The 20,631-nt window shown below is 55.1% G+C and carries 20 protein-coding genes; 16 read left to right on the top strand and 4 right to left on the bottom strand.

Annotated features, from left to right (window positions below; genetic code table 11):
* Positions 1-70 precede the first annotated feature (70 nt).
* The 5 genes from QY332_05330 to QY332_05310 all read left to right on the top strand — a co-directional run bounded on the left by QY332_05330 (position 71) and on the right by QY332_05310 (position 4,802).
* Positions 71-961: an ABC transporter permease gene (locus QY332_05330; protein WKZ37349.1), complete on the top strand. Its 891-nt coding sequence runs from the start codon at positions 71-73 to the stop codon at positions 959-961.
* The gene (locus QY332_05325; GenBank protein WKZ37348.1) at positions 958-1,953 is read left to right on the top strand and encodes an ABC transporter ATP-binding protein; all 996 of its coding nucleotides are present in this window, start codon (positions 958-960) and stop codon (positions 1,951-1,953) included. The genes QY332_05330 and QY332_05325 overlap by 4 nt, the downstream gene beginning before the upstream one ends.
* Before the next feature lie 91 nt (positions 1,954-2,044).
* Positions 2,045-3,034: an ABC transporter ATP-binding protein gene (locus tag QY332_05320; protein WKZ37347.1), complete on the top strand. Its 990-nt coding sequence runs from the start codon at positions 2,045-2,047 to the stop codon at positions 3,032-3,034.
* Positions 3,035-3,111: 77 nt separating this feature from the next.
* The gene (locus tag QY332_05315; protein WKZ37346.1) at positions 3,112-4,026 is read left to right on the top strand and encodes a carbon-nitrogen hydrolase family protein; all 915 of its coding nucleotides are present in this window, start codon (positions 3,112-3,114) and stop codon (positions 4,024-4,026) included.
* Between the two features lie 320 nt (positions 4,027-4,346).
* Positions 4,347-4,802 carry a hypothetical protein gene (locus QY332_05310; protein WKZ37345.1) on the top strand — a complete coding sequence of 152 codons (456 nt, stop codon included), beginning with the start codon at positions 4,347-4,349 and terminating at the stop codon, positions 4,800-4,802.
* A 13-nt stretch (positions 4,803-4,815) separates the two neighbouring features.
* On the opposite strand, the gene rfbA is transcribed toward QY332_05310, so the two are convergent.
* On the bottom strand, positions 4,816-5,691 hold the full coding sequence (gene rfbA, locus QY332_05305) for a glucose-1-phosphate thymidylyltransferase RfbA (GenBank protein ID WKZ37344.1): 876 nt from the start codon (positions 5,689-5,691) through the stop codon (positions 4,816-4,818).
* 15 nt (positions 5,692-5,706) lie between these two features.
* Positions 5,707-6,780, bottom strand: a complete 1,074-nt coding sequence (gene rfbB / locus QY332_05300) for a dTDP-glucose 4,6-dehydratase (GenBank protein WKZ37343.1) — start codon at positions 6,778-6,780, stop codon at positions 5,707-5,709.
* Between the two features lie 165 nt (positions 6,781-6,945).
* Between rfbB and tpx the strand changes: the two genes are divergently transcribed.
* From tpx to QY332_05265, 7 genes are all read left to right on the top strand, one after another.
* Complete coding sequence (tpx, locus tag QY332_05295) at positions 6,946-7,470, top strand: thiol peroxidase (protein ID WKZ37342.1); 525 nt, start codon at positions 6,946-6,948, stop codon at positions 7,468-7,470.
* 296 nt (positions 7,471-7,766) lie between these two features.
* Positions 7,767-7,928 carry a hypothetical protein gene (locus tag QY332_05290; protein WKZ37341.1) on the top strand — a complete coding sequence of 54 codons (162 nt, stop codon included), beginning with the start codon at positions 7,767-7,769 and terminating at the stop codon, positions 7,926-7,928.
* Between the two features lie 15 nt (positions 7,929-7,943).
* Positions 7,944-8,462 carry a hypothetical protein gene (locus tag QY332_05285; GenBank protein ID WKZ37340.1) on the top strand — a complete coding sequence of 173 codons (519 nt, stop codon included), beginning with the start codon at positions 7,944-7,946 and terminating at the stop codon, positions 8,460-8,462.
* 10 nt (positions 8,463-8,472) lie between these two features.
* Positions 8,473-10,200 (top strand): cbb3-type cytochrome c oxidase subunit I, encoded by a 1,728-nt coding sequence (locus QY332_05280; protein WKZ37339.1) that lies wholly within the window; start codon positions 8,473-8,475, stop codon positions 10,198-10,200.
* 63 nt (positions 10,201-10,263) lie between these two features.
* Positions 10,264-10,929 carry a sulfite exporter TauE/SafE family protein gene (locus QY332_05275; protein WKZ37338.1) on the top strand — a complete coding sequence of 222 codons (666 nt, stop codon included), beginning with the start codon at positions 10,264-10,266 and terminating at the stop codon, positions 10,927-10,929.
* A gap of 131 nt (positions 10,930-11,060) precedes the next feature.
* Positions 11,061-13,457, top strand: coding sequence for a cation-translocating P-type ATPase (locus QY332_05270; GenBank protein ID WKZ37337.1), 2,397 nt, complete (start codon positions 11,061-11,063; stop codon positions 13,455-13,457).
* 71 nt (positions 13,458-13,528) lie between these two features.
* Positions 13,529-15,583, top strand: coding sequence for a 4Fe-4S binding protein (locus tag QY332_05265; protein WKZ37336.1), 2,055 nt, complete (start codon positions 13,529-13,531; stop codon positions 15,581-15,583).
* A 69-nt stretch (positions 15,584-15,652) separates the two neighbouring features.
* Here the strand turns inward: QY332_05265 and QY332_05260 are convergent, their stop codons facing one another.
* Complete coding sequence (locus QY332_05260) at positions 15,653-16,141, bottom strand: hypothetical protein (protein WKZ37335.1); 489 nt, start codon at positions 16,139-16,141, stop codon at positions 15,653-15,655.
* A 90-nt stretch (positions 16,142-16,231) separates the two neighbouring features.
* Here QY332_05260 and QY332_05255 point away from each other — a divergent pair, with 90 nt between their 5' ends.
* The 4 genes from QY332_05255 to QY332_05240 are packed head-to-tail and all read left to right on the top strand — an operon-like array spanning position 16,232 to position 19,713.
* Positions 16,232-17,311: a hypothetical protein gene (locus tag QY332_05255; protein ID WKZ37334.1), complete on the top strand. Its 1,080-nt coding sequence runs from the start codon at positions 16,232-16,234 to the stop codon at positions 17,309-17,311.
* Between the two features lie 12 nt (positions 17,312-17,323).
* Positions 17,324-18,670 (top strand): FAD-dependent oxidoreductase, encoded by a 1,347-nt coding sequence (locus QY332_05250; GenBank protein ID WKZ37333.1) that lies wholly within the window; start codon positions 17,324-17,326, stop codon positions 18,668-18,670.
* 36 nt (positions 18,671-18,706) lie between these two features.
* Positions 18,707-19,399, top strand: coding sequence for an AzlC family ABC transporter permease (locus QY332_05245; GenBank protein WKZ37332.1), 693 nt, complete (start codon positions 18,707-18,709; stop codon positions 19,397-19,399).
* Complete coding sequence (locus QY332_05240) at positions 19,396-19,713, top strand: AzlD domain-containing protein (protein ID WKZ37331.1); 318 nt, start codon at positions 19,396-19,398, stop codon at positions 19,711-19,713. The genes QY332_05245 and QY332_05240 overlap by 4 nt, the downstream gene beginning before the upstream one ends.
* On the opposite strand, the gene QY332_05235 is transcribed toward QY332_05240, so the two are convergent.
* Entirely contained in the window at positions 19,710-20,615 is a 906-nt protein-coding gene (locus tag QY332_05235; protein WKZ37330.1) for a diguanylate cyclase, read from the bottom strand. The two genes, QY332_05240 and QY332_05235, sit on opposite strands and share 4 nt — an antisense overlap.
* Positions 20,616-20,631 lie beyond the last annotated feature (16 nt).

Below are 20,631 nucleotides of genomic sequence, written 5' to 3'. Positions count from 1 at the left end.
AACACGAAGGACACCAAGTACACAAAGGTTTTCCTTCGAGTCCTTCGTGCCCTTTGTGTTTAAGAAAACAATGACCACCATTCCTCTCATCCCCGCCCCTGAAAACGAACGCACACGCACATTCCGTCACGTGCTGTCTGTCATCATGCGGGACCCGCTGGCGTTGATGAGCACAATCATTATCATTCTTTTCATTTTGGTCGCTGTCTTTGCAAAACAGATCGCACCGTATCCGCTCGAAGGTGCCGGGAAGACAAACGCTCCCAACGCCCTGCTGGCTCCCTCTCCTGAATATCCGCTCGGCACCGACAAGCTCGGGCGTGACATGCTCAGCCGCATCATCGTCGGCGCGCGCGCGGCATTGATGGTACCAATGGGCGTGGTCTTCTTCGCGGTGCTGATAGGCACTCCGCTCGGCGCGCTGGCTGGCTACAAAGGCGGCTGGGTGGACGAAATCATCATGCGCATCACGGACTTGTTCCTGGCATTTCCCTCATTACTTTTGGCAATGGCGATCACCTCTGCTTTGGGGCGCGGACTGGACAAAGCTGCCATCGCATTGGTCATCTCGTGGTGGCCCTGGTACACGCGCATCGCGCGCGGGGTGGCGGTCAGTTTGAGGGAAAGATATTTCATAGAGGCTGCCCAAGCCATCGGCGTGAGGGATGCGGTCATCATCTTCAGGCATATCCTGCCGAATACGATTTCCCCCATCCTCGTACAGGCAACTGTCGATCTCGGCACGGTCATCCTTGCGATGGGCGGGCTGGCATTTCTGGGGCTTGGCACACAGCCGCCTTCGCCCGATTGGGGCTTGATGGTTAGCGAGGGGCGTGAGTTGATTTTAAACCAATGGTGGGTTGCGACGTATCCTGGCATTGCGATCTTCGTGGTGGTACTGGCGTTCAATTTGCTGGGCGACACATTGCGTGACATCTTTGACCCGAGGCAATATAAATGACCATGTCATTGCAAGCGGAGCAAAGCAATCTTCTCACTGTCTCTAATTTGAACCTTGAGTTCAAAACCTCGCGCGGTATTCTCAAGGCGTTGAATGGAATTTCCTTCAACGTAAAACGCGGCGAAGTATTTGGACTTGTCGGCGAGACGGGCTGCGGAAAAACGGTCACGGGGCTCTCGGTGTTGCGTCTGCTTCCGCGCTCGGCGCGCATCACAAACGGGATCATCAACTTTGATTCCAAAAATCTGCTCGATGCGTCCGCTTCTGAAATGGAACAGCTGCGCGGCGGAAGAATCGCGATGATCTTTCAAGACCCGTCATCGTCGCTTAATCCTGTGTTCACCATCGGCTCACAGATGGTGCGGGTGATCCGTCAACACACGGACTTGAACGCAAAACAAGCCGGCGAACGCGCAGGTGAAACGCTCGAAGCGGTGGGACTCCCCGATGTGACGCGCGTGATGAATTCATACCCCCATCAACTCTCGGGCGGACAACAGCAGCGCGTGATGATCGCGATGGCGCTTTCGTGCGATCCGCAATTACTGATCGCAGATGAACCCACCACCGCGCTGGATGTCACCATTCAAGCCCAGATCCTCAAACTTCTGCGCGACCTGCAAAAGCAGTTCGATATTTCGGTCATCCTGATCACGCACAATCTTGGCGTCGTCGCACAGACTTGTGACCGTCTCGCTGTTCTCTACGCAGGCCGTGTGGCAGAGATCGGTTCCACAAAGGATATCTTCACCAATCCCCGGCATCCCTACACGCGCGGGCTGATGAATGCCATTCCAAAACCCGGCTCGCGCGGAAAAAAGATGGCGGCTATTTCCGGCACGGTTCCGTCGAATCCTGGCGCGATGCAAGGCTGTCCATTTGCGCCGCGTTGCGAGTTTGCTTTTGACCGCTGCAACACTGAATCGCCCGCGTTGTTGAATGTCAGCGATGAACATCTGGCTTCATGTTTTTTAGTTGAACATGCTGGTTGAGTACGAAGGTATCGAAACCAGCAATGAAACATATCCATAAAATTGGTGGTTTCGATACGGGCTTCGCCCTACTCAACCACCGAGCAAAATTATGACCCATCTTATTGAAGTTCACTCCCTCAAGAAACATTTCCGATTGCCGGGCGGCTGGCTTTCGGGCGACATCAAACATGTCTGCGCGGTGGACGGGGTGGATCTCTCCATCGCCTCTGGCGAGACCTTCGGGCTGGTCGGCGAATCGGGATGCGGGAAGACTACGCTCGGGCGGATGATCCTGCGGCTGATCGAACCGACTTCAGGCAGTGTGCTGTTCGACGGAAAAGATATCACTGCAATCGACAAACGCAATATGAAACCCATCCGCCGTGAAATGCAGATCGTGTTTCAAAACCCGCTTTCGTCGTTGAGTCCGCGCTTGAAGGTGGAGCAGATCATTGCCGAGCCGCTGGTCACGCACAATGTATTGGAAAAGGACGAAATTCGTCCGCGGGTAATCGAACTGCTGGAACAGGTCGGCTTGGGCGGTCAGCATCTCGACCGCTTCCCGCACGAGATGTCTGGTGGGCAGTGTCAGCGTGTGGCGGTGGCACGGGCGCTGGCGTTGAATCCGAAACTGATCGTGCTGGACGAGCCGACGTCGGCGCTGGATGTTTCAGTGCAGGCGCAAATCATCAATCTGCTGGATGACCTCAAACGATCATTTGGATTGACCTATCTGTTCATCTCGCATGATTTGAATGTAATCCAACATATCAGTGACCGCATCGGCGTGATGTATTTGGGCAAGTTGGTGGAAGTCGGCTCGGCGGAAGATGTGTACAACGAGCCGCGACATCCGTACACGCAGGCGTTGTTCGGCGCGATCCCCATGCCTGTGGTCGAAGACAAACGCGAGTTAAAGGTGCTGGAGGGCAATGTGCCGAGCCCTGTCAACCCGCCTCCGGGATGCCGCTTCCATACGAGATGCCCCATCGCGCAGAAAATTTGTCAGGAAACAGAACCAGCTTTACGTCAGGTAGGCGATGCGTTGAGCCTGTCGAAACGAGGCGGAAGACAAGTCGCCTGTCATTTTGTGGAATAAATCAATATGGAGTCAGACAGCTCACTGTCGCATTAACCATCAGCAAGCTGATGGAATCCATACCTTCGGAGAATTTTATGAGTCGTTTATTTGGAATCGCTGCTGTGCAAATGTCCGTTGAAGCGTGGGACGTGGATCGGACATTTGAGAAGATGGCTGATGTGGCGTTGAATATCCACAAGCAACTTCCGTGGATCAACATGGTGGTGTACCACGAATTGGTGGTGCCAGGTCTGGTGCAATTCAAAACACCCGTGGATGTGGACTGGTTCAAGAAGAACAGCGGACCTGTGCCCGGACCGCAGACGGATCGTTTTTGCGACCTGGCGCGCAAGACCCGACAGTGGCTGATCCCTGGCTCAATGTGGGAGGCCGAAGGCGACAAAATGTACAACACATCGGTGGTCATCTCACCCGACGGCGATATAGTGGCGAAGTATCGCAAGATGTTTCCGTGGCTTCCGTATGAAGCGGGGACAGCGGCGGGCGACCAGTTCTGCGTGTTCGACATCCCCGGCGTGGGGCGTTTCGGTCTATGTATTTGTTATGACATGTGGTTCCCCGAAGTCTCGCGTACGCTGGCATGGATGGGGGCGGAGGTGATCATCCAGCCAACACTCACTCCCACCTCCGACCGCCCGCTGGAGTTGGTGATGGCGCAGGCGAATGCGTTGTTCAACCAGTGTTACTTCGTGAGCGTGAACGGCGTCGGCACATGGGGGGGCGGGCGTTCCACGATCATTGACCCCGACGGGCGCATCCTGCAGCAGGCTGGTACAAACCAGACTTTTATGACTGAGATGATTGACCTCGACCACACCACACGCACGCGTGAATACGGTACGCTAGGGCTTGCACAGACATTGAAACAGTTGCGCGATTCGGGACAGAAATTCCCGATCTATGGGAATCAGGGCGTGGAAGGCGGAAGTTTTGACCAATTGGGAAAACTCTCCTTCCATCGTATTCAAGGCGAAAACGTCAATGAATAGTAAAAAAACCAGCAAAGGACCGAATCATTTCTTATTCTCTCAATTCCAATGTCTTGCCGAAGGAGATAAGAAATGAAGAATAGACCTCTTGCAAAAGTCATGTAGAGTTGAGTTCGAGGTAGTAAATCGCAGCGATCAAATTGAAGCGCAAGGCAAATCTCTTTCTACGGTTGCGATACCGCTCACACAGGATACGAAACACTTTCAACGTGCGGATGCTCAATCACGATCCGTTTTCGAGCCAAAGCCCGGTTACTCTGTTTCTCGCGTTTCGTCAGCGCATGGTACTTGGATTTCTTGAAAGGAGTTTGGCTGTTTTCATGAAGTTGGCTCAATCCTTGATAGCCAGCATCTGCCGGAATGCAAAGGTGTTCGGCAAACTCACAGTCATCTTCGTTGAACAATTGAAAATCGTGCTTGCTGCCATAACTAAATGCCGTGGTCACGATTTGGGCGCTTTTTCGATCCGCAATGACCTGCGCTTTTTGGGTATGACGCTTCTTTTTTGCTGCTGTAATGCCGTTTTTGGTTTTTTGGGGCGCTCGATTGGCTGTTCGCAGACATCCACCAGCACCACTTCAAACACGCTGTCGCTGGCGCGGTCTGCCGAAGATGCCCAAGCCTTTTTTGACCAATTTCAGCATCAGATCGAAGGTTGTGCGCTGTACTCCGGTGAGCCGTTTGAAGTCCGTATCTTTCAGGTGTTGGATCGTTTCGTAGCGCATGTGCCTATTATGGCACACTTATGCAAGAGGTCTATTATCTTTATAAGATAAATCACCCTGCATCTTATGTCTCATTCTCTTCTGCCAGTCGAAGTAGATAATTTCTATAATTACTACTTCCAATCCGCTGCGCCAATTCCCGTAATTGATCTCGATTAATAAACCCCCGCCGATAGGCAATTTCCTCGGGTGAGGAGATCATCAATCCCTGGCGGTCCTCCACCACCTGTACAAAGTTTGCCGCTTGAAGCAGGGACTCGTGCGTGCCGGCATCCAGCCAGGCCACGCCGCGCCCGAACGGGATGACCTGCAATTCGCCCATGTCCAGATAGATACGGTTCAAATCCGTGATCTCGATCTCGCCGCGCGCGGATGGTTTTAAGGTTTCGGAAAATTCCACCACGCGCTCGTCATAGAAATACAACCCGGGAACTGCGTAATTGGAGCGGGGCTTCTGAGGCTTCTCCTCGAGGCTGATTGCCTTCCCTTCAGTGTCAAACTCCACCACACCGTAGCGCTGCGGATCCTGTACCGGATAGGCGAAGATCAATGCGCCCCGCTCCAGCACGGCGGCAGTTTGCAGTTGAGCGGGTAGTCCCTGCCCAAAAAAGATATTATCACCCAAAATAAGGCAAACACGATCCCCGTCAATAAATTCCCTGCCGATTAAAAATGCATCTGCCAGACCGCGCGGCTCTGCCTGCTCGGCATAGGAGAATTGCACCCCCCAGGATTTTCCATCTCCCAAAAGCCTGCGAATAACAGGCAGATCTTCAGGAGTGCTGATGATCAGGATTTCGCGTATCCCAGCCAGCATCAGCATGGACAGGGGGTAGTAGATCATCGGTTTGTCATACACGGGCAGCATTTGTTTGCTGGTTGCCAGTGTGAGCGGATACAAGCGCGTCCCACGTCCGCCTGCAAGAATGATGCCTTTCATTGAACTTACTCCTGATTACCGTGATTTGTAGTTCGCATCCAGCCAGCCCTGATACTTGTGCTGCCCGCGGATGGCGGTCACCCATTCCGGATGGGAGAGATACCAGTTGACCGTATCGAGCAGGCCTTCGGCGAGGGTGTGACGCGGGCGCCAGCCCAGTTCCGTGCTGATCTTGTATGTGTCCATATCGTAGCGGCGGTCATGTCCGGGACGGTCCTTCACGAACTGGATCAATTTTTTGTGGGGTTTATGCGGTGAACTGGGAAGCACTTCATCCAGGATCTCGCAGATGGTTTCGACAATGGTCAGATTGGCAGGTTGATTCTCACCGCCGATATTATACGTTGAACCAACCACGCCCTTCTTCAGGACAAGATGGATCGCTTCGCAGTGGTCCTGCACATGCAGCCAGTCACGGATCTGCTGTCCATCCCCATAGACAGGCAGGGGTTTGCCCTCAACGGCATTCAGGATCATAAGCGGGATGAGCTTTTCGGGGAATTGCCAGGGGCCGTAATTATTGGAGCAATTGGTGATCGTGAACGGCAATCCATAGGTATGCCCGTATGAGCGGACGAGATGATCGCTGGATGCCTTGGAGGCCGCGTAGGGCGAGCTGGGTGCATAAGGTGTTTCCTCGGTCCATGCGGGTTCAGCGGGCGCCAATGAACCAAAAACCTCATCCGTGGACACATGATGGAAGCGGACAGTTTCGAGCGGAAGGTTCCTATGTTGCAGCCAAATCCTGCGCGCCGCCTCGAGCATCGAGAAGGTTCCCATGACATTGGTTTCGATGAATTGCCTGGGACCCAGGATGGAACGATCGACATGAGACTCGGCGGCAAAATGTACGATCGTATCAATGGCATGTTCGTCCAATAACTTCTCAACGAAGTCGGTATCACAAATATCCCCCCGAACAAACGTGTAGCGAGGTTCTTCCGAAACATCTTTTAAGTTTTCGAGGCTGCCCGCGTAGGTCAGTACGTCAAAATTGATGATCCTGACATCAGGTTCGACGCGCAATACATGGTGAATAAAATTCGAGCCGATAAACCCGGCTCCGCCTGTAACCAGCACAATGTTCATGGAATTAAGGTTTCCTTAGCCTTGCCTGGCAAAATAGAGCCAAGATGAAGCGGTTTCGTACCGATTGCCATCCGAATTTCTCTCTCCGGCAAATTGCTATGCAATTATACTGCGGTCATTCACAAATCAAGTAAAATATGTAAAATTTACCAACGGAGACAAACCATGTCAACTGTTCGTACTGATGCATTCAAAATTGGGGATAATTTCGTCACCCTGCTGGGCGATGAAGTGAAGGTGGGCGATGCCGCCCCCGAATTCACTTCTGTGATCATGGGCTGGGCGAAGCTCAACCCGCTTCAGGAATCCAAGGGAAAGGTCATCATCCTTTCCGCTGTGCCTTCGCTGGATACTGATACATGCGACCGCGAGACCCGCCGCTTCAATGAGGAGGCCGCCAAACTAAGCGATGAGATCGTCATCTACACCGTCAGCACGGATTTCCCCATGGCTCAGAAGCGCTGGTGCGGCGCGACAGGCGTGGACAAGGTGAAGGTTGTTTCAGATGTGGTGGAGGCGGAGTTCGGCGTCAAATACGGCATCCTGATCAAGGAACGCCGTTACCTGCGCCGTTCGGTCTTTATCGTGGGGCGTGACGGCAAGTTGGCCTATGTCAACTATCTGCCGGCGCTTGGCGAGGAGCCAAATTACGAGGAAGTGATCCAGGCCGCGAAGAAGGCATTGGGATAAACCTTGTGCTCAGCCGCCGTACCCATCCATCTGGGCATACATCCTCGGCGGCGAGGAAAGTGCCCAATATGGGTACGCCGCCTTGAGCATGTGGGGGGGAGGAAAATGCCCGGGGAAACAGAATCAGGCATCCCCGAAGAATGAAGCGAGCACCGTCTCCGTGTGGAGGCGGTTTTTTGATTCCCAGATCATATGAAATGTAACTAAAGTCACTGCCTGTTTTCATCCCTCTTGCTAAGATGGATGTAATTCAGACAATATTTGTGAAATAAGACACATTACAAAAGGAGAGTGCCATGTCCAAGAAGGAAAAGCAGGAGAACGAAAGTGCCACCAAATGGCAAAAATGGTTCGATAACATCTGGTTGTTGTTCCTGTTGTCGCTGTTGATCAGTACTTTGATCTATAACGTTTGGGGGATCATCGACCTGTTGAACGTGCCGCCCGCCCCATACTAAAAAGAGGAGAGAAGAATGTTAGCGCCTGAAAAAATCTGGTGGAAGCCGCTGGGCCGCATGGAAAAGACCTGGCTCACAGTGGCTTTTGTGTGGTGCGTGTTCCTGACCGTGATGATGCCGCTCTGGTATTTCCTTGGGAAGCAGAACGTGCCGACGGAAACGTACCGCGTGACCCGCGAACAGTTCGCTGCGCAGGTCAATGCCTTTGTGGAGGAATACAAGATCGGGGAAGAGAACGGGATCCCCGTCGTTGCCCCGCCTCCCGGCGGCGACGCCTACCTGCGCGCCAGCACATGGCAGTGGTATCCCATTTTGCAGCTGGAGAAGGGGCAGACCTACCGCCTGCACATCTCTTCGATGGATCTGCAGCACGGGTTTTCGCTCCAGCCGGTAAACATCAACTTGCAGATCATTCCCGGCTATGACTATGTGGCGACCATCGTGCCGACCAGCACGGGCGAATTCACCATCGTCTGCAATGAGTTCTGCAATCTCGGCCACCACACCATGGTCGGCAAAGTGATCGTCAAGTAGGAGAATGGAAATGACAGCTCTCGCACCCACAACCCCCTGGACTGCCGGCGCGAAGGACGATTATCGCGTCTGCGGCGTGACCACCCTCAAAGTGGACATGCATGCCGAACGCCTGATCATCGCCAATGCGGTCATGGCGGTGGTCTGCCTTTTACTGGGCGGGATCGCGGCTTTGTTGATCGCGCTCACCCGCTGGCAGGCGATCCACCTTTTGGATGCCAAATGGTTCTACAGCCTGCTGACCATCCACGGCATCGACATGCTCGTGGCATGGATCGTATTCTTCGAGATGGCCGGCCTGCACTTCGGTTCGACCGCCCTGTTGAACGCACGCCATGCCGCGCCAAAACTTGCATGGTTTGGTTTCATTCTGATGGTCATCGGCGGCTTGATGGTCAACTTTGTTGTCCTGTTCGACACCAACAGCATTGTGACCTTCACCGCCTATGTACCGCTCAAGGCACACCCCTTGTTCTACCTGAGCTACATCCTGTTCGCGGTTGGCGCGTTGATCACGGTCATTACGTTCTTCATCAACATCGTGGTCGCCAAACGCGAAAAACGTTTTGAAGGTTCGCTTCCACTGGCAGTCTTTGGCTTGATGACTGCCGCCATCCTGGCCGTCTACACCCTGCTGCAGGGCGCCATTGCCATCGTGCCGGCCTTCTTCTGGTCGCTGGGGTGGATAGCAAATTACGACCCCGGCATCTACCGCAACTTCTTCTGGGGGTTTGGCCATCCCGCCCAGCAGGTCAACCTTGCCGCGATGGTCGCCATCTGGTATATGCTCGCGCAGATGACCACCGGGATCCGCCCGGTCAATGAGAAGTTCTCGCGCCTCGCCTTCATCCTGTACCTGTTCTTCATCAATCTTGGCTCTGCCCACCACCTGCTGGTTGACCCCGGTCTCACCTTCGCATGGAAAGCCGTCAACACCTCCTATGCCATGTACCTAGCTGTGCTCGGCTCGATGATGCATGCCTTCTCCATCCCGGCCGCCATCGAAATTGCCCTGCGTGTGAAAGGCTACAACAAGGGACTCTTTGGCTGGCTGCGCAACGCGCCCTGGGGTGAACCCGGCTTCGGCGGGTTGTTCATGTCCATGATGATCTTCGGCTGGATCGGCGGCGTGACCGGCGTCACCATCGGCACCGAGCAGATCAACATGCTGGCACATAACACCCTGCGCCTGCCCGGTCACTTCCACGCCACCGTTGTCGGCGGCACGACCACCGCCTTCATGGCCTTCACCTACTATGTCATCCCGCTCATCTTCCGCAAAGAACTCAAACTCAAGAGCTGGGCAAAATGGCAGCCATATGTCTTCGGCGGCGGCACCGTACTGGTTTCGCTGGGCATGATCACCAGCGGGCTTCAGGGCGTCTCCCGCCGCAACTGGGATATCACCTTCGCAGGCGTCGTGCCCGGCACCGTGGACCTCACCCTTGCCATCTTCGGTATCGGCGCGTTGATCGCGGTGACAGGCGGCATCATGTACCTGACTGTCGTCCTGGTCTCCGTGTTCACCGGTCCGCGCTTGGAAGCGGGGCAACTGCTCCTCGTTGGCGGAAAAGAGAATCCCCTGCTCGAATCCACCAAACTGACCGATGAGCAGATGGAACATCCCAAGAACCAACCCAAAGGCACGCTCGTTCTGGTCTTCGCCTTCCTCGCCTGGTTTGCGATCTACTACCTCAGCAATTGGTGGTTGTTGGGTCGTACCTGGTACATTCGGTAACGCCTCCTTTGAAAAGTCCTCGGAGGTTATCAAGACCTCCGAGGACAATTTATCCATAACAACATGCTCGCATCATTCCTTCTCGGTCTGCTCGGAAGCCTTGCTCATTGTGCGGGGATGTGCAGTGCCGTCATCATCCTTTTTGGCCGCCAGTCCATCTTTCAAAACAAATTCGCCTGGCTTCTCGCACACGCCGGACGCATCACCACCTATTCATTCCTCGGCCTTATTTTTGGTATGTTCGGTCAAACCATCTTCGCGCTCGACACATTGCAAGCGTCCCTCTCCATTATCTTTGGCATCGTCGCCTTTTACATGGCATCCGCTTTCATTGGATTAGCTCCCTCGCCCGAACTTATGTTTTCTGGATTATCCCAACGCTGGGGTAAGGCCATTCGCAGCTTCAAAACCGCTTCGCTCCCGGCCGCCTACCTGCTCGGTCTCCTGTGGGGGCTGCTACCCTGCGGCCTGGTCCTGACCGCGCTCGTCGCGGCGATGGCTTCGGGAAACGCGCTCTTGGGCGCATTGACCATGTTCATCTTCGGCGTTGCCACCATCCCCAGCCTGTTTGCCGTCAAATGGCTGGCAGGGAAATCCATCTCCCGCATCTGGTCGCGCGGACTGGCATCCCTCGTAATGATGTTCTTCGGCTTCCAATTCGCCATGCGCGGATTTGCCTCCCTCGGCTGGGTCGAACATTTCGCGCTTGGCCCAGTGATGTTTTGGTAATAGAAGAACTCGCTGGTTGAGCGCAAGCAGTCAAAACCAGTAATAAAAAGAAAACAGAAAATTTCAGGTGTGGTCTCGATACGCCTCGACAAGCACGAGGCTACTCGACCACCGTCAGAAACAAAAATTCTATGACACTAGCAACCACCTCCTCCCCCGCCAAATCCCTCGTCACCTGCTCCCTGTGCGGATTGACGACTCTGCACCCGCTCATGGACAAAGCCGGTGACGTGTTCTGCTGCCCATCGTGCAGGGAGGTGGCAGCCCTTCTGGCGGAGACTCCAGCCTGGGAGCAGGAGCAGATCCAAGTCGAAGGAAGAAGCGAAAACGTCACCATGACACTGAGCGGGATGTGGTGTTCGTCCTGCGCATGGCTGGTGGGCGAACAACTCAAACGCACCAGGGGTGTGGTGGACGCACAGGTGAGTTTCATCCAGCATCAGGCGAATATCACCTACGATACATCGATCACCAATCACAAGTCCCTCAAGAAGCGCGTGCGCTCGCTTGGGTATCAAGCCACGCTGCCAAACGAAAAACCGCACGATGAAGAGGAATCATTTTTCACGCGCCTGCTGATCGGCGGTGTGATGGTGCTGCATGACATGGTCATCGGCGCGGGGATTTACGGACGCGAACTATTCGGGCTGGCATCGCCTGAAACGCAATGGCTGGTGGATTTTTTCCAGATCATGATGCTGGCGACGAGCATCCCTGTCTTGCTGCTGCTGGGTTTGCCCATTTTGCGCGCGGGGTTTGCAAGCCTTCTGCGCGGACAGCCGAATATCCACACGCTCATCACAATTGGAACATTCTCGGCATTCGGGTTATCCGTCCGAAATTTGATCGCAGGACATGGCGGCTTGTATTTTGATACAGCCACGATGCTCATCTTTTTGGTCTCGGTCGGACGCTGGCTCGAATTGCAGGCGCACGCGTCCAGCAACAAGGCGGTGGCGCGGCTCTTGGAACAAATCCCCGACAAGGCTACCGTGGTGACAAACGCTGCCGATAAAACCGTGAACATCTCCGAACTTCAGCCTGGGATGCGTGTGCGTGTAAGACCCGGCGAACGCTTCCCCGTGGATGGTCTGGTTGCCATCGGTGAGGGCGATGTGGACGAATCCATTTTGACAGGCGAACCCAAACCGATCACCCATCATGAAGGCGATGGGGTCAAGGCAGGTACGCTCAATCTGGATGGCAGTTTTGAAGTCATCACAACAGCGGTGGGAGATTCCACCACGGCAGGGCAGATCGGGCGGTTGCTGCATGAAGCGTTATGGGCACGCTCTCCGCTCGAACGCCTCGTGGATAAACTCTCCGCATGGATGACCGTGATCGCGATTTTACTCGCGGCGACCGCATTTTTGATCTGGAACTATCTCTCCGGCGTGGAGACGGGCTTGCTGGTCGCATTGTCGGTGTTGCTGATCGCGTGTCCGTGCGCACTGGGGCTGGCAACCCCGCTGACATTGTGGTTATCGCTCGGGCGCGCAGCGGAGTCTGGCGCGATCCTGCGAAGCACATCCGCTTTGGAACGGCTGGCAAAAGTGGACAAGATCTTCTTCGATAAGACAGGTACGTTGAGTCAACTGCCGATGAGGGTGCAGGAAATTTATATGGAATCAGCCAGCTTGCTGGCGGCGGGAGCAAGCTCCCTGAATCCAAAATATGAATTCCTGCAAATCGTTGCTTCCATCGAACATCAATCCGAGCATCCGCTGGCGAAGGCGATCGTGGAATATGCCAAAGAGAACGGAGTTGAATTTACAACACCCAAACCCTTCAAAGCCTTGCCTGCGCTTGGCGTAAAGGCGAAGTTAAATGGAAAACAAATCTCCATTGGCTCGGCGCGGTTGATGTCTGCTGAAGGATTGGAAATATCTGAAGAAATCAGTAAACAAGTTGATGTATGGAAAGTGGCGGGGCTCGCGGTCGTCCATGCAGGTTGGGATGGGCAGGTCAGGGGCATCCTGGGGCTGGGGGAGACAGTCCGCGCGGAGGCAAAGGATGTGGTCAGCGAATTACAGTCGCGCGGATTGAAACTTGGCGTATTGACGGGTGACGACTCGAGCGCAGGCAAGAGATGGCAGAAGTCTCTGGGGATTCCCGTCAACGCCGCGCTCAGCCCTGATGAAAAGATGGCGCATCTCGCGGAAAACGCCGCGATGGTCGGCGACGGCATCAACGATGGACCTGCGCTCGCCGCCGCGACAGTCGGCTTGGCGATGAATAACGGCACGGATGTGGCGCGCACCGCCGCAGACATCGTTCTGATGCGCGACGATCTGAAGGTCATCCCCTGGCTGGTTGACCTTTCACGCGAATCCATGAAGCGTGTCAAACAGAATTTGGGCTGGGCGGTGATCTACAACGTGATCGGGGTCGGGCTGGCGATGGCTGGTTTACTGCAGCCCATCTTTTCCGCCTTTGCGATGATCGCCAGCAGCATCTTCGTCACGACCAATGCGATGAGGATGAATAAATTCCCATTACTGTACGAAGAAGACACGGTGGTTGAGTAGTCACGAACGATGGTGAGTGACGTATCGGAACCACCACATACACCTGAAACCTGACACTTGGAACCTGATACATGACACTGAATCCCTACGCTCAACGCAAAATCCTGCGCACCTTCGAAAAAATTTGGGTAAAGCTCGAAGGCAGCGTCAATCGCTTCACCAAATCGGATTTCAATCCGTTCTATCATCTCGGCACGTTGACCATCTTTATGCTGCTTGTGCTGATCGGCACGGGAATTTATCTCACTGCCATCTACCGCCCTGGTCTGGATGTCGCCTATGCCACCGTTGAAAAAATAGACTCAAACTGGTTCGGCTCGCTCATGCGCAGTGTCCATCGCTACGCATCCGATGCGATGATCCTGCTCATTATTTTGCATCTGCTTAAAATGCTGCTCAGCGACCGGTACTGGGGTTCGCGCTGGCTGGCATGGACGAGCGGCTGGATCATGCTGGCTGTCACCTGGCTGGTGGGCACCATGGGCTACTGGCTGATCTGGGACGAGCGCGCGCAGTGGATGACCGAGTACATGATGAACACCATCGCGGGCACATCGGGTCTCACCTATGTTGCCACCGACATTGCCTCGCGCACGTTCTCCAATTTCGTCATCATCCTCTTCCTGCATGTCTTCCTGCCGCTGATCGGTTTCCTCGGAATTTACATCCACGGCTTGCGGCTTTCCCGCGCGCGCTGGTGGTCGCCGCGCTGGGTCAGTGTGCAGGCGATCATTGGGCTGGTTATCCTCTCGCTCATCAAGCCTGTCCGATCCGCCGCGCCCGCTGATCTTTCGCGGCTGGTCGAATCCACTCCGATGGACGCCTACTATCTCGGTTTTCTTCCGCTGATCGACGCGTGGGGCAACGTCATCTTCTGGGGACTGGCGATTCTCGCCGGCGGGACTCTGTTCCTGCTCCCCTGGCTCGCCTCGGGTCGGGACCTCGGACCTGCTTCTGTTACCGATCCGAAGTGTACGGGCTGTACCATCTGCTACGCCGAATGTCCGTTCGACGCCATCCGCATGGTGGACCGGGACGACGATTCGGGTTATCACAAACTCGCCATCATCAACGCCACGCAATGTACGGGATGCGGCATTTGCGTGGGATCATGTCCCACCGACGCAATTGACATGGCCGGCGGCTACAACAACGAGAAAATTTTCAATGCAGTTAAAGGCGCGCTGCATCGTGAAAGAAACGAAGGCAACCCTGTCACGGTTTTGTTTGCAAGTCATCGCGATGAAGCGCTGGGCGGTCTGCCTGCGGGATTAAGCGTCAGCGGAGCGAATGCTCCAGTAACCGTATCAAGTTGGGGCGAGAACGAGGCGGCGCGCGTCATCACGGCGGTGCTTCCGTCCACAAGCACGGTCAATATCGAATGGATCAAAGCGCTTGAAAACGAAGGCACGCGCGATATTATCATCCTTTCGCATCCCTACGATGACGGCATCTATCGCGAAGATGCGCATTGGCTCTTGAACCGTTTGCAGTTGCGTCCCGCACTCGTCAAGGAAGGGTTGCACTGGCTTGAGGCCACGCCCGGCGATGCGAAGGCAGTGGAAGATTTTTTGAACGACCTGCATGAAAATCAAAATGAAAAACGCCCGCCCGTTTTGCCAACCGTGAAGGAACGCAGCAAGATGATACCGTCACTTGTGAGTGGGTTGGTTGGGACTGTTTTATTGCTCGCGATCTTCGCGCTTGCTTTGCCGCTGGATATTCCCGCAAGCATGCAAGCCGCGCAGGAAAGTGTATTGCGCATTGCAGTGGATGCGCGAGGCAAGATTTCGTCTGCAAATATTCCAGAGGGCGTCACCCTGCCCGAAGGCGCGGATGCGGAAAAGATCTTCGGCGGCACGCACTTTCCCATCTCGGTGCGCGTACTTGCGGACGATGAGATCATCCTCGATGAAACCTACATACCGTCGGGCATCAGCGGCAACGGGCGTATCTCAGCGCTGGAATTTTTAGAGATCATGCCAGGCAGGCATCATATCGAAATTCTGATAAAGGACGATTCGGATGTATATCGTTCCGTTTATGCGGGGGAGGTCAATTTCGAAAAGGGACGGATACTCATCCTTGCATATGACGAAAGCAGGGATGTGTTTGTGTTGAGGTGAACGAAAAGGGAGCGGCGGGGATGAAACGGCGGCCGTCACATTTTGAAATGACATCCGCCGTTTTTGATTCTACTTTTTGAAATACGCGTACGCTACCGCCACCATGATCACCAGCAACGCCGCAAGCGGAATCCAGTTCAGGCGCGCGCGTTCCGCCAGCACGGCGCGGAAGGGGGCAGCCGCGGCGGGGTTGGCAGTGTACCATTTGCCGTCATATTCGGAATTTCCCTCCACCAAACCATCGTAATAGACATATCCGCTGTAGGGATAATAATGTAACTGGTCGAATAGACGGTCTGTAGGTTTATCATCCACGATTTCAAGATGGATACGAATCACCTGATACCCCTGCCCGGGGTCGGCGGGCGGCGGAACATCCCCCTGTGTAAAATCGGCAAAAGCAAAGAAATCACCGGTCAGTGTGTGGTTGGTGATGTTGATCTCACCCGTGATGCCCGGTCCCTTTACCGTGATGTAATCGAAATTCCCCCTGGCAAAGACAATCGTTGCGGGGAGTAGGAATCCAAACGTAATCAATAAAACGAACTTTCTGAGCATGTTCAATCTCCTGTGTTGGATGTTCTGATTCTACATGATAGTTTGGAGAAATACTGTGACAGAAGTCCGCTTTGGTGGTTTAATCAACACATGCCCAATCGATTCGCGCTCCCATTTCTTTTTCTCGCCATCCTCGCCCTGCTCGCCGGGTTGTGGGCGGGCTTGATGCGCCTCGGCTGGGGACTGCCCGCGCTGACACCGTCCCTTGCCATGCTCCACGGTCCGCTGATGATCTCCGGATTTTTGGGGACGTTGATCACGCTCGAACGCGCCGTTGCAATGAAGCAAAAATGGATGTACCTGCCTCCGCTTCTGGCCGGACTGGGCTGGCTGGTCACCCTCCTCATTCGGACTCTGCCGCTCGGACCGATCCTGCTCACGCTCGCCAGCCTTGGAGGGGTTGCGATCCTGATCGAGATCACGCGCCGCGAGTTTGCCCTGCACACGGTCACCATGCTGTTCGGCGCGTTGACGTGGTTCACAGGCAACCTGCTGTGGCTGTTCGGATGGCAGATCTTTCAGGTGGTTTTGTTCTGGCAGGCGTTCCTCGTGCTGACCATCGCAGGCGAACGGCTGGAACTCAGCCGCGTTTTGCGTACCACACGGATACAGCATTTTTTATTCGGCGGCATCGTCCTCATTTTGATCTCTGGCATGGTAATCGCCATGCCAGAGATGCAGGTCGGCACGCGCATCAGCGGATTGGGTTTATTGCTGCTGGCGATCTGGTCCATCCCCAACGACATCGCATGGCGGAATTTGAATCACAGACTTCCGCTCACACGCTACATCGCATGGTGTCTCGCGCCCGGGTTGATCTGGCTCGGCATCGGCGGAGGATTAAGCCTGGGGTTTGGCGCGCAGGCTGCGGGTCCAAGGTATGACGCGGTGCTTCATGCCGTCTTCGTGGGATTCGTCTTCTCGATGATCTTCGGTCACGCACCGATCATCTTTCCCGCCATCCTCGGCGTGCCGATCAATTTCCAATCATCGTTCTACATCCACTTGATCCTGTTGCACGCATCGCTTTCGTTGCGTTTGATCGCAAATTATGCCAACTGGCAAGCCGGGCGCATGTGGGGCGGACTTTTGAATGAGATTGCCATCCTGCTGTTTCTGGGGATGACGCTGGTTTCCATCCGCAAGGGTCTGGAACAAAACTTGAAGTAAAATCCAGCGATCATGAGCGATAAAACTGTCACCATCATCGGCGCAGGCATGGCGGGGCTTTCCGCCGCACATGAATTGCACAAGGCGGGTTGGAAGGTCACCGTGCTGGAGGCGCGGGACCGCGTGGGCGGGCGCGTGCATTCGATCCGCGAGTTCTCGGACGGACTGGTCGCCGAGGGCGGCGGCGAGTATATTGACGAAGACCATGCGCGCATGATCGCACTGGCAAAGGAGTTCAACCTGCCGCTTGGGCAGGTGGGCAGCTGGCAGGGTCAAAGCGGTGATTGGGGCGCGTTTGATGGCAGGGCTGGCGAAACTGATGACGTGGGGTTGTGGGGAACGAACCTTCAGGCGGAATATCAAAAGATGTGGGTTGCATTGGCGGAATTGGGCAGGGAGGTCAGCGACCCAGCCAATCCTGTAACCGCGCTGAATGCAAGGGAACTGGATGCGAAATCCACAGCGCAGTGGATTCGGGCGCAGGATGTCCATCCGCTGGCGCGCGCGATGTTCGTGAACCACATCCGTTCGGAATACACCTGCGAGCCCGAAGATTTTTCGCTGCTCGATCTGGCGCGCAATGCATCCCTGTATTACAGCGACCCGAACGCGTGGCATTCCTCCTATCGCGTCATCGGCGGCAACGACCAGATCCCGCGGGCGATTGCGGATCACCTGCCCGACCTGCGCTTGAACGCGGTAGTCACTTCGGTGAAAGTCCAAGCGGAAGGCGTGACCGTCAAATACAAGCAGCTGGATTCATTCCACACGATCCGTTCATCCTTTGCGATCCTTGCCGTCCCGCTCACCGTGGCGCGGATGATCGATTTCCATTCGTCATTGCCCGCCGCGCATCAAAAACTTGTGGATGAACTTTCCTACGGCGCGGTGACCAAGGTGATGATCGAATACCGCAAACGCTTCTGGCACGAACACGGCTGGAACGGACGCCTCTACACCGACCATCCAATCGGGATGACCTGGGACGCCACCAGCCACCTCGAGCATGAGCACGGCATCCTGACCGCCTACACCGGCGGCGGGCCCGGCGCAGAACTCTCGAAGCTATCCGATGAAGAGCGCATCAAAACCGCAGTCGCCGCCATCAAAACATTCTTCCCCGCTTCCTCCGACCTGATCGAACAGGCGCATACGGTTGCATGGGTCAATGAGCCGTTCACGCGCTGCTCCTACTTGGCGCTTGCACCCGGTCAGATAATGACACACTGGCAGACGCTATTCACCCCTGCGGGACGTTTGTATTTCGCAGGCGAGCACGCCACGGTCATTCAGGGATTCATGGAAGGCGCAGTGGAGAGCGGGCAGCGCGCGGCGAGGAAAATTATTGAAAACGGGTAGGGGCGCAGCGACGCTGCGCCCCTGCAGGATGAATCGATGAACGAATCCCAAAAAGCCTTCCTTGACGGAGTCCGTGCCGAAATCCCATTGTTGATCGGGGTGTTTCCTTTTGGCATGATCTACGGTGCGCTGGCGCTCAATGCGGGCTTGTCCGTGTTTGCCTCGCAGATGATGTCGTCCATCGTATTTGCGGGGTCGGCGCAATTCGTCACCGCGCAACTGGTGCAGGACGCCGCGCCGGGTTTTGTCATCATTCTTACGATTGCCGTGGTCAATTTGCGTCACATGCTCTACAGCGCATCCCTTGCGCCATACTTGCGCGACCTTTCCATGAAGTGGAAGGTGCTGCTCTCCTATCTGCTCACCGATGAAGCCTACGCGCCGAGTATTCTCAAATATGAAAAAGAGGGTGAGCAGCCATTTAGTCATTGGTTCGTGCTTGGCGCAGGATTTTCGCTGTGGTTCACCTGGCAGGTCAGCACTGCGCTCGGCATCTTCCTCGGCGCGCGCATCCCCGAAGAACTGCCGCTTGACTTCGCCCTCCCGCTCACATTCATCGCCATGGTCGTTCCCATCCTGAAAAAACGCCCGATGATCGCCGCTGCCGTCAGTGCGGGAACGACTGCCTTGCTCGCCTACAGCCTGCCGTTCAGAGTAGGGTTGATTCTTGCTGCGCTGGTCGGAATCGTCGTTGGCACGGTGCTTGAAGACAAAAAGGGGCTGTTGTGAATATCTGGCTGGTCATGCTCATCGGCGGGTTGATCACCTTCGGGCTGAGATTCTCGCTCATTTATCTGTTTGGCAGGTTCGAGGTCCCGCAAACGATGCGGCGCGCATTGCACTACGTCCCGCCTGCGGTGCTGTCCGCCATCATCGTCCCCGAATTGCTCATCCGCGAAGGAAGCTTGAATTTTTCCCTTGAGAATATCCGTCTGTTCGCGGGCATCATTGCGATCATGACCGCATGGGTTTCGCGGAATACCCTGCTCACCATCCTGGTCGGGATGGCGGCTTTATTGATTTTAGGGTGGATGCAGGGTTAGATGTACACCAGAAAAACCTGATTGCCCCCCGCCTCTTTTGCGCGAGCCATGGCCTGCCGTCCCTGCTCGATCAACGGCTCGACCTCGGTGGAGGAGCCGATGCGCGCAAGGGAGGCAATGCCTGCGCTGATCTTCACATTGAGAGACGCCTCATTCGGGATCTCGATCCTGGTCCCGCGCACCCCGCCAATCACCCTCTCTGCAATTTTTTCCGCGTCCGCGCCAATGACGCCGGCCAACACAATCACGAACTCATCCCCCATCCAGCGTCCAATGCAGTCGTAGGGTCTGCTCTTCTCGCGGATCGTTTGAGAGACAATCCTTAATACATCGTCACCAAGATCCATGCCGAATTTTTCGTTGATGACCTTGAAGTTATCAATATCCAGCGCGATCAAACTCAAGGGCATCGAAGCGCGGCGGGCGCGCTCCAGTTCCCCGGCAGACTGGCGCAGGAAAGCGGGTCGGTTCATGAAGCCTGTCAGGCTGTCAAAAACAGCCTGGTTCTCCAGTTGATCACGGGCAATCGCAAGACTGCCCGCCAATGAAATGATGCGTTCCGCCATGGCCACGCGGTTTTTCAGATCAGCCGCTTTTATGGGACGCTGGATGATATCGTCCATGCCTTGCGGGGCGGATACATCCTCCAGGTTTTTCGATGTAGTCAGAAGGATAAAAACAGATTGGGCAAGGGTCGAAGCGCGCACACGCTGGAGGAAGCGGGTCGTTTGCAGGTCGCTTGTCTCCCAGTTTGCGATCAGGAAATGAGCCTCGTTCGATTGAAAGTATTCCCAGGCCTCTTCGCTCGATGCAACGGGAACCACGGTGGTCCTTTTCCCATCCAAAACCTGCCGAATGAGCGCGGATTCCCTGGGGTCATTTTCATACAACAGAATTTTCATGGGCACACCTATGGCG

Source organism: Anaerolineales bacterium (genome assembly GCA_030583885.1).
Classification (GTDB): Bacteria; Chloroflexota; Anaerolineae; order Anaerolineales; family Villigracilaceae; genus Villigracilis.
Note: the sequence above shows the minus strand (reverse complement) of the source record. Positions and strands in the feature narration are given on the sequence as shown.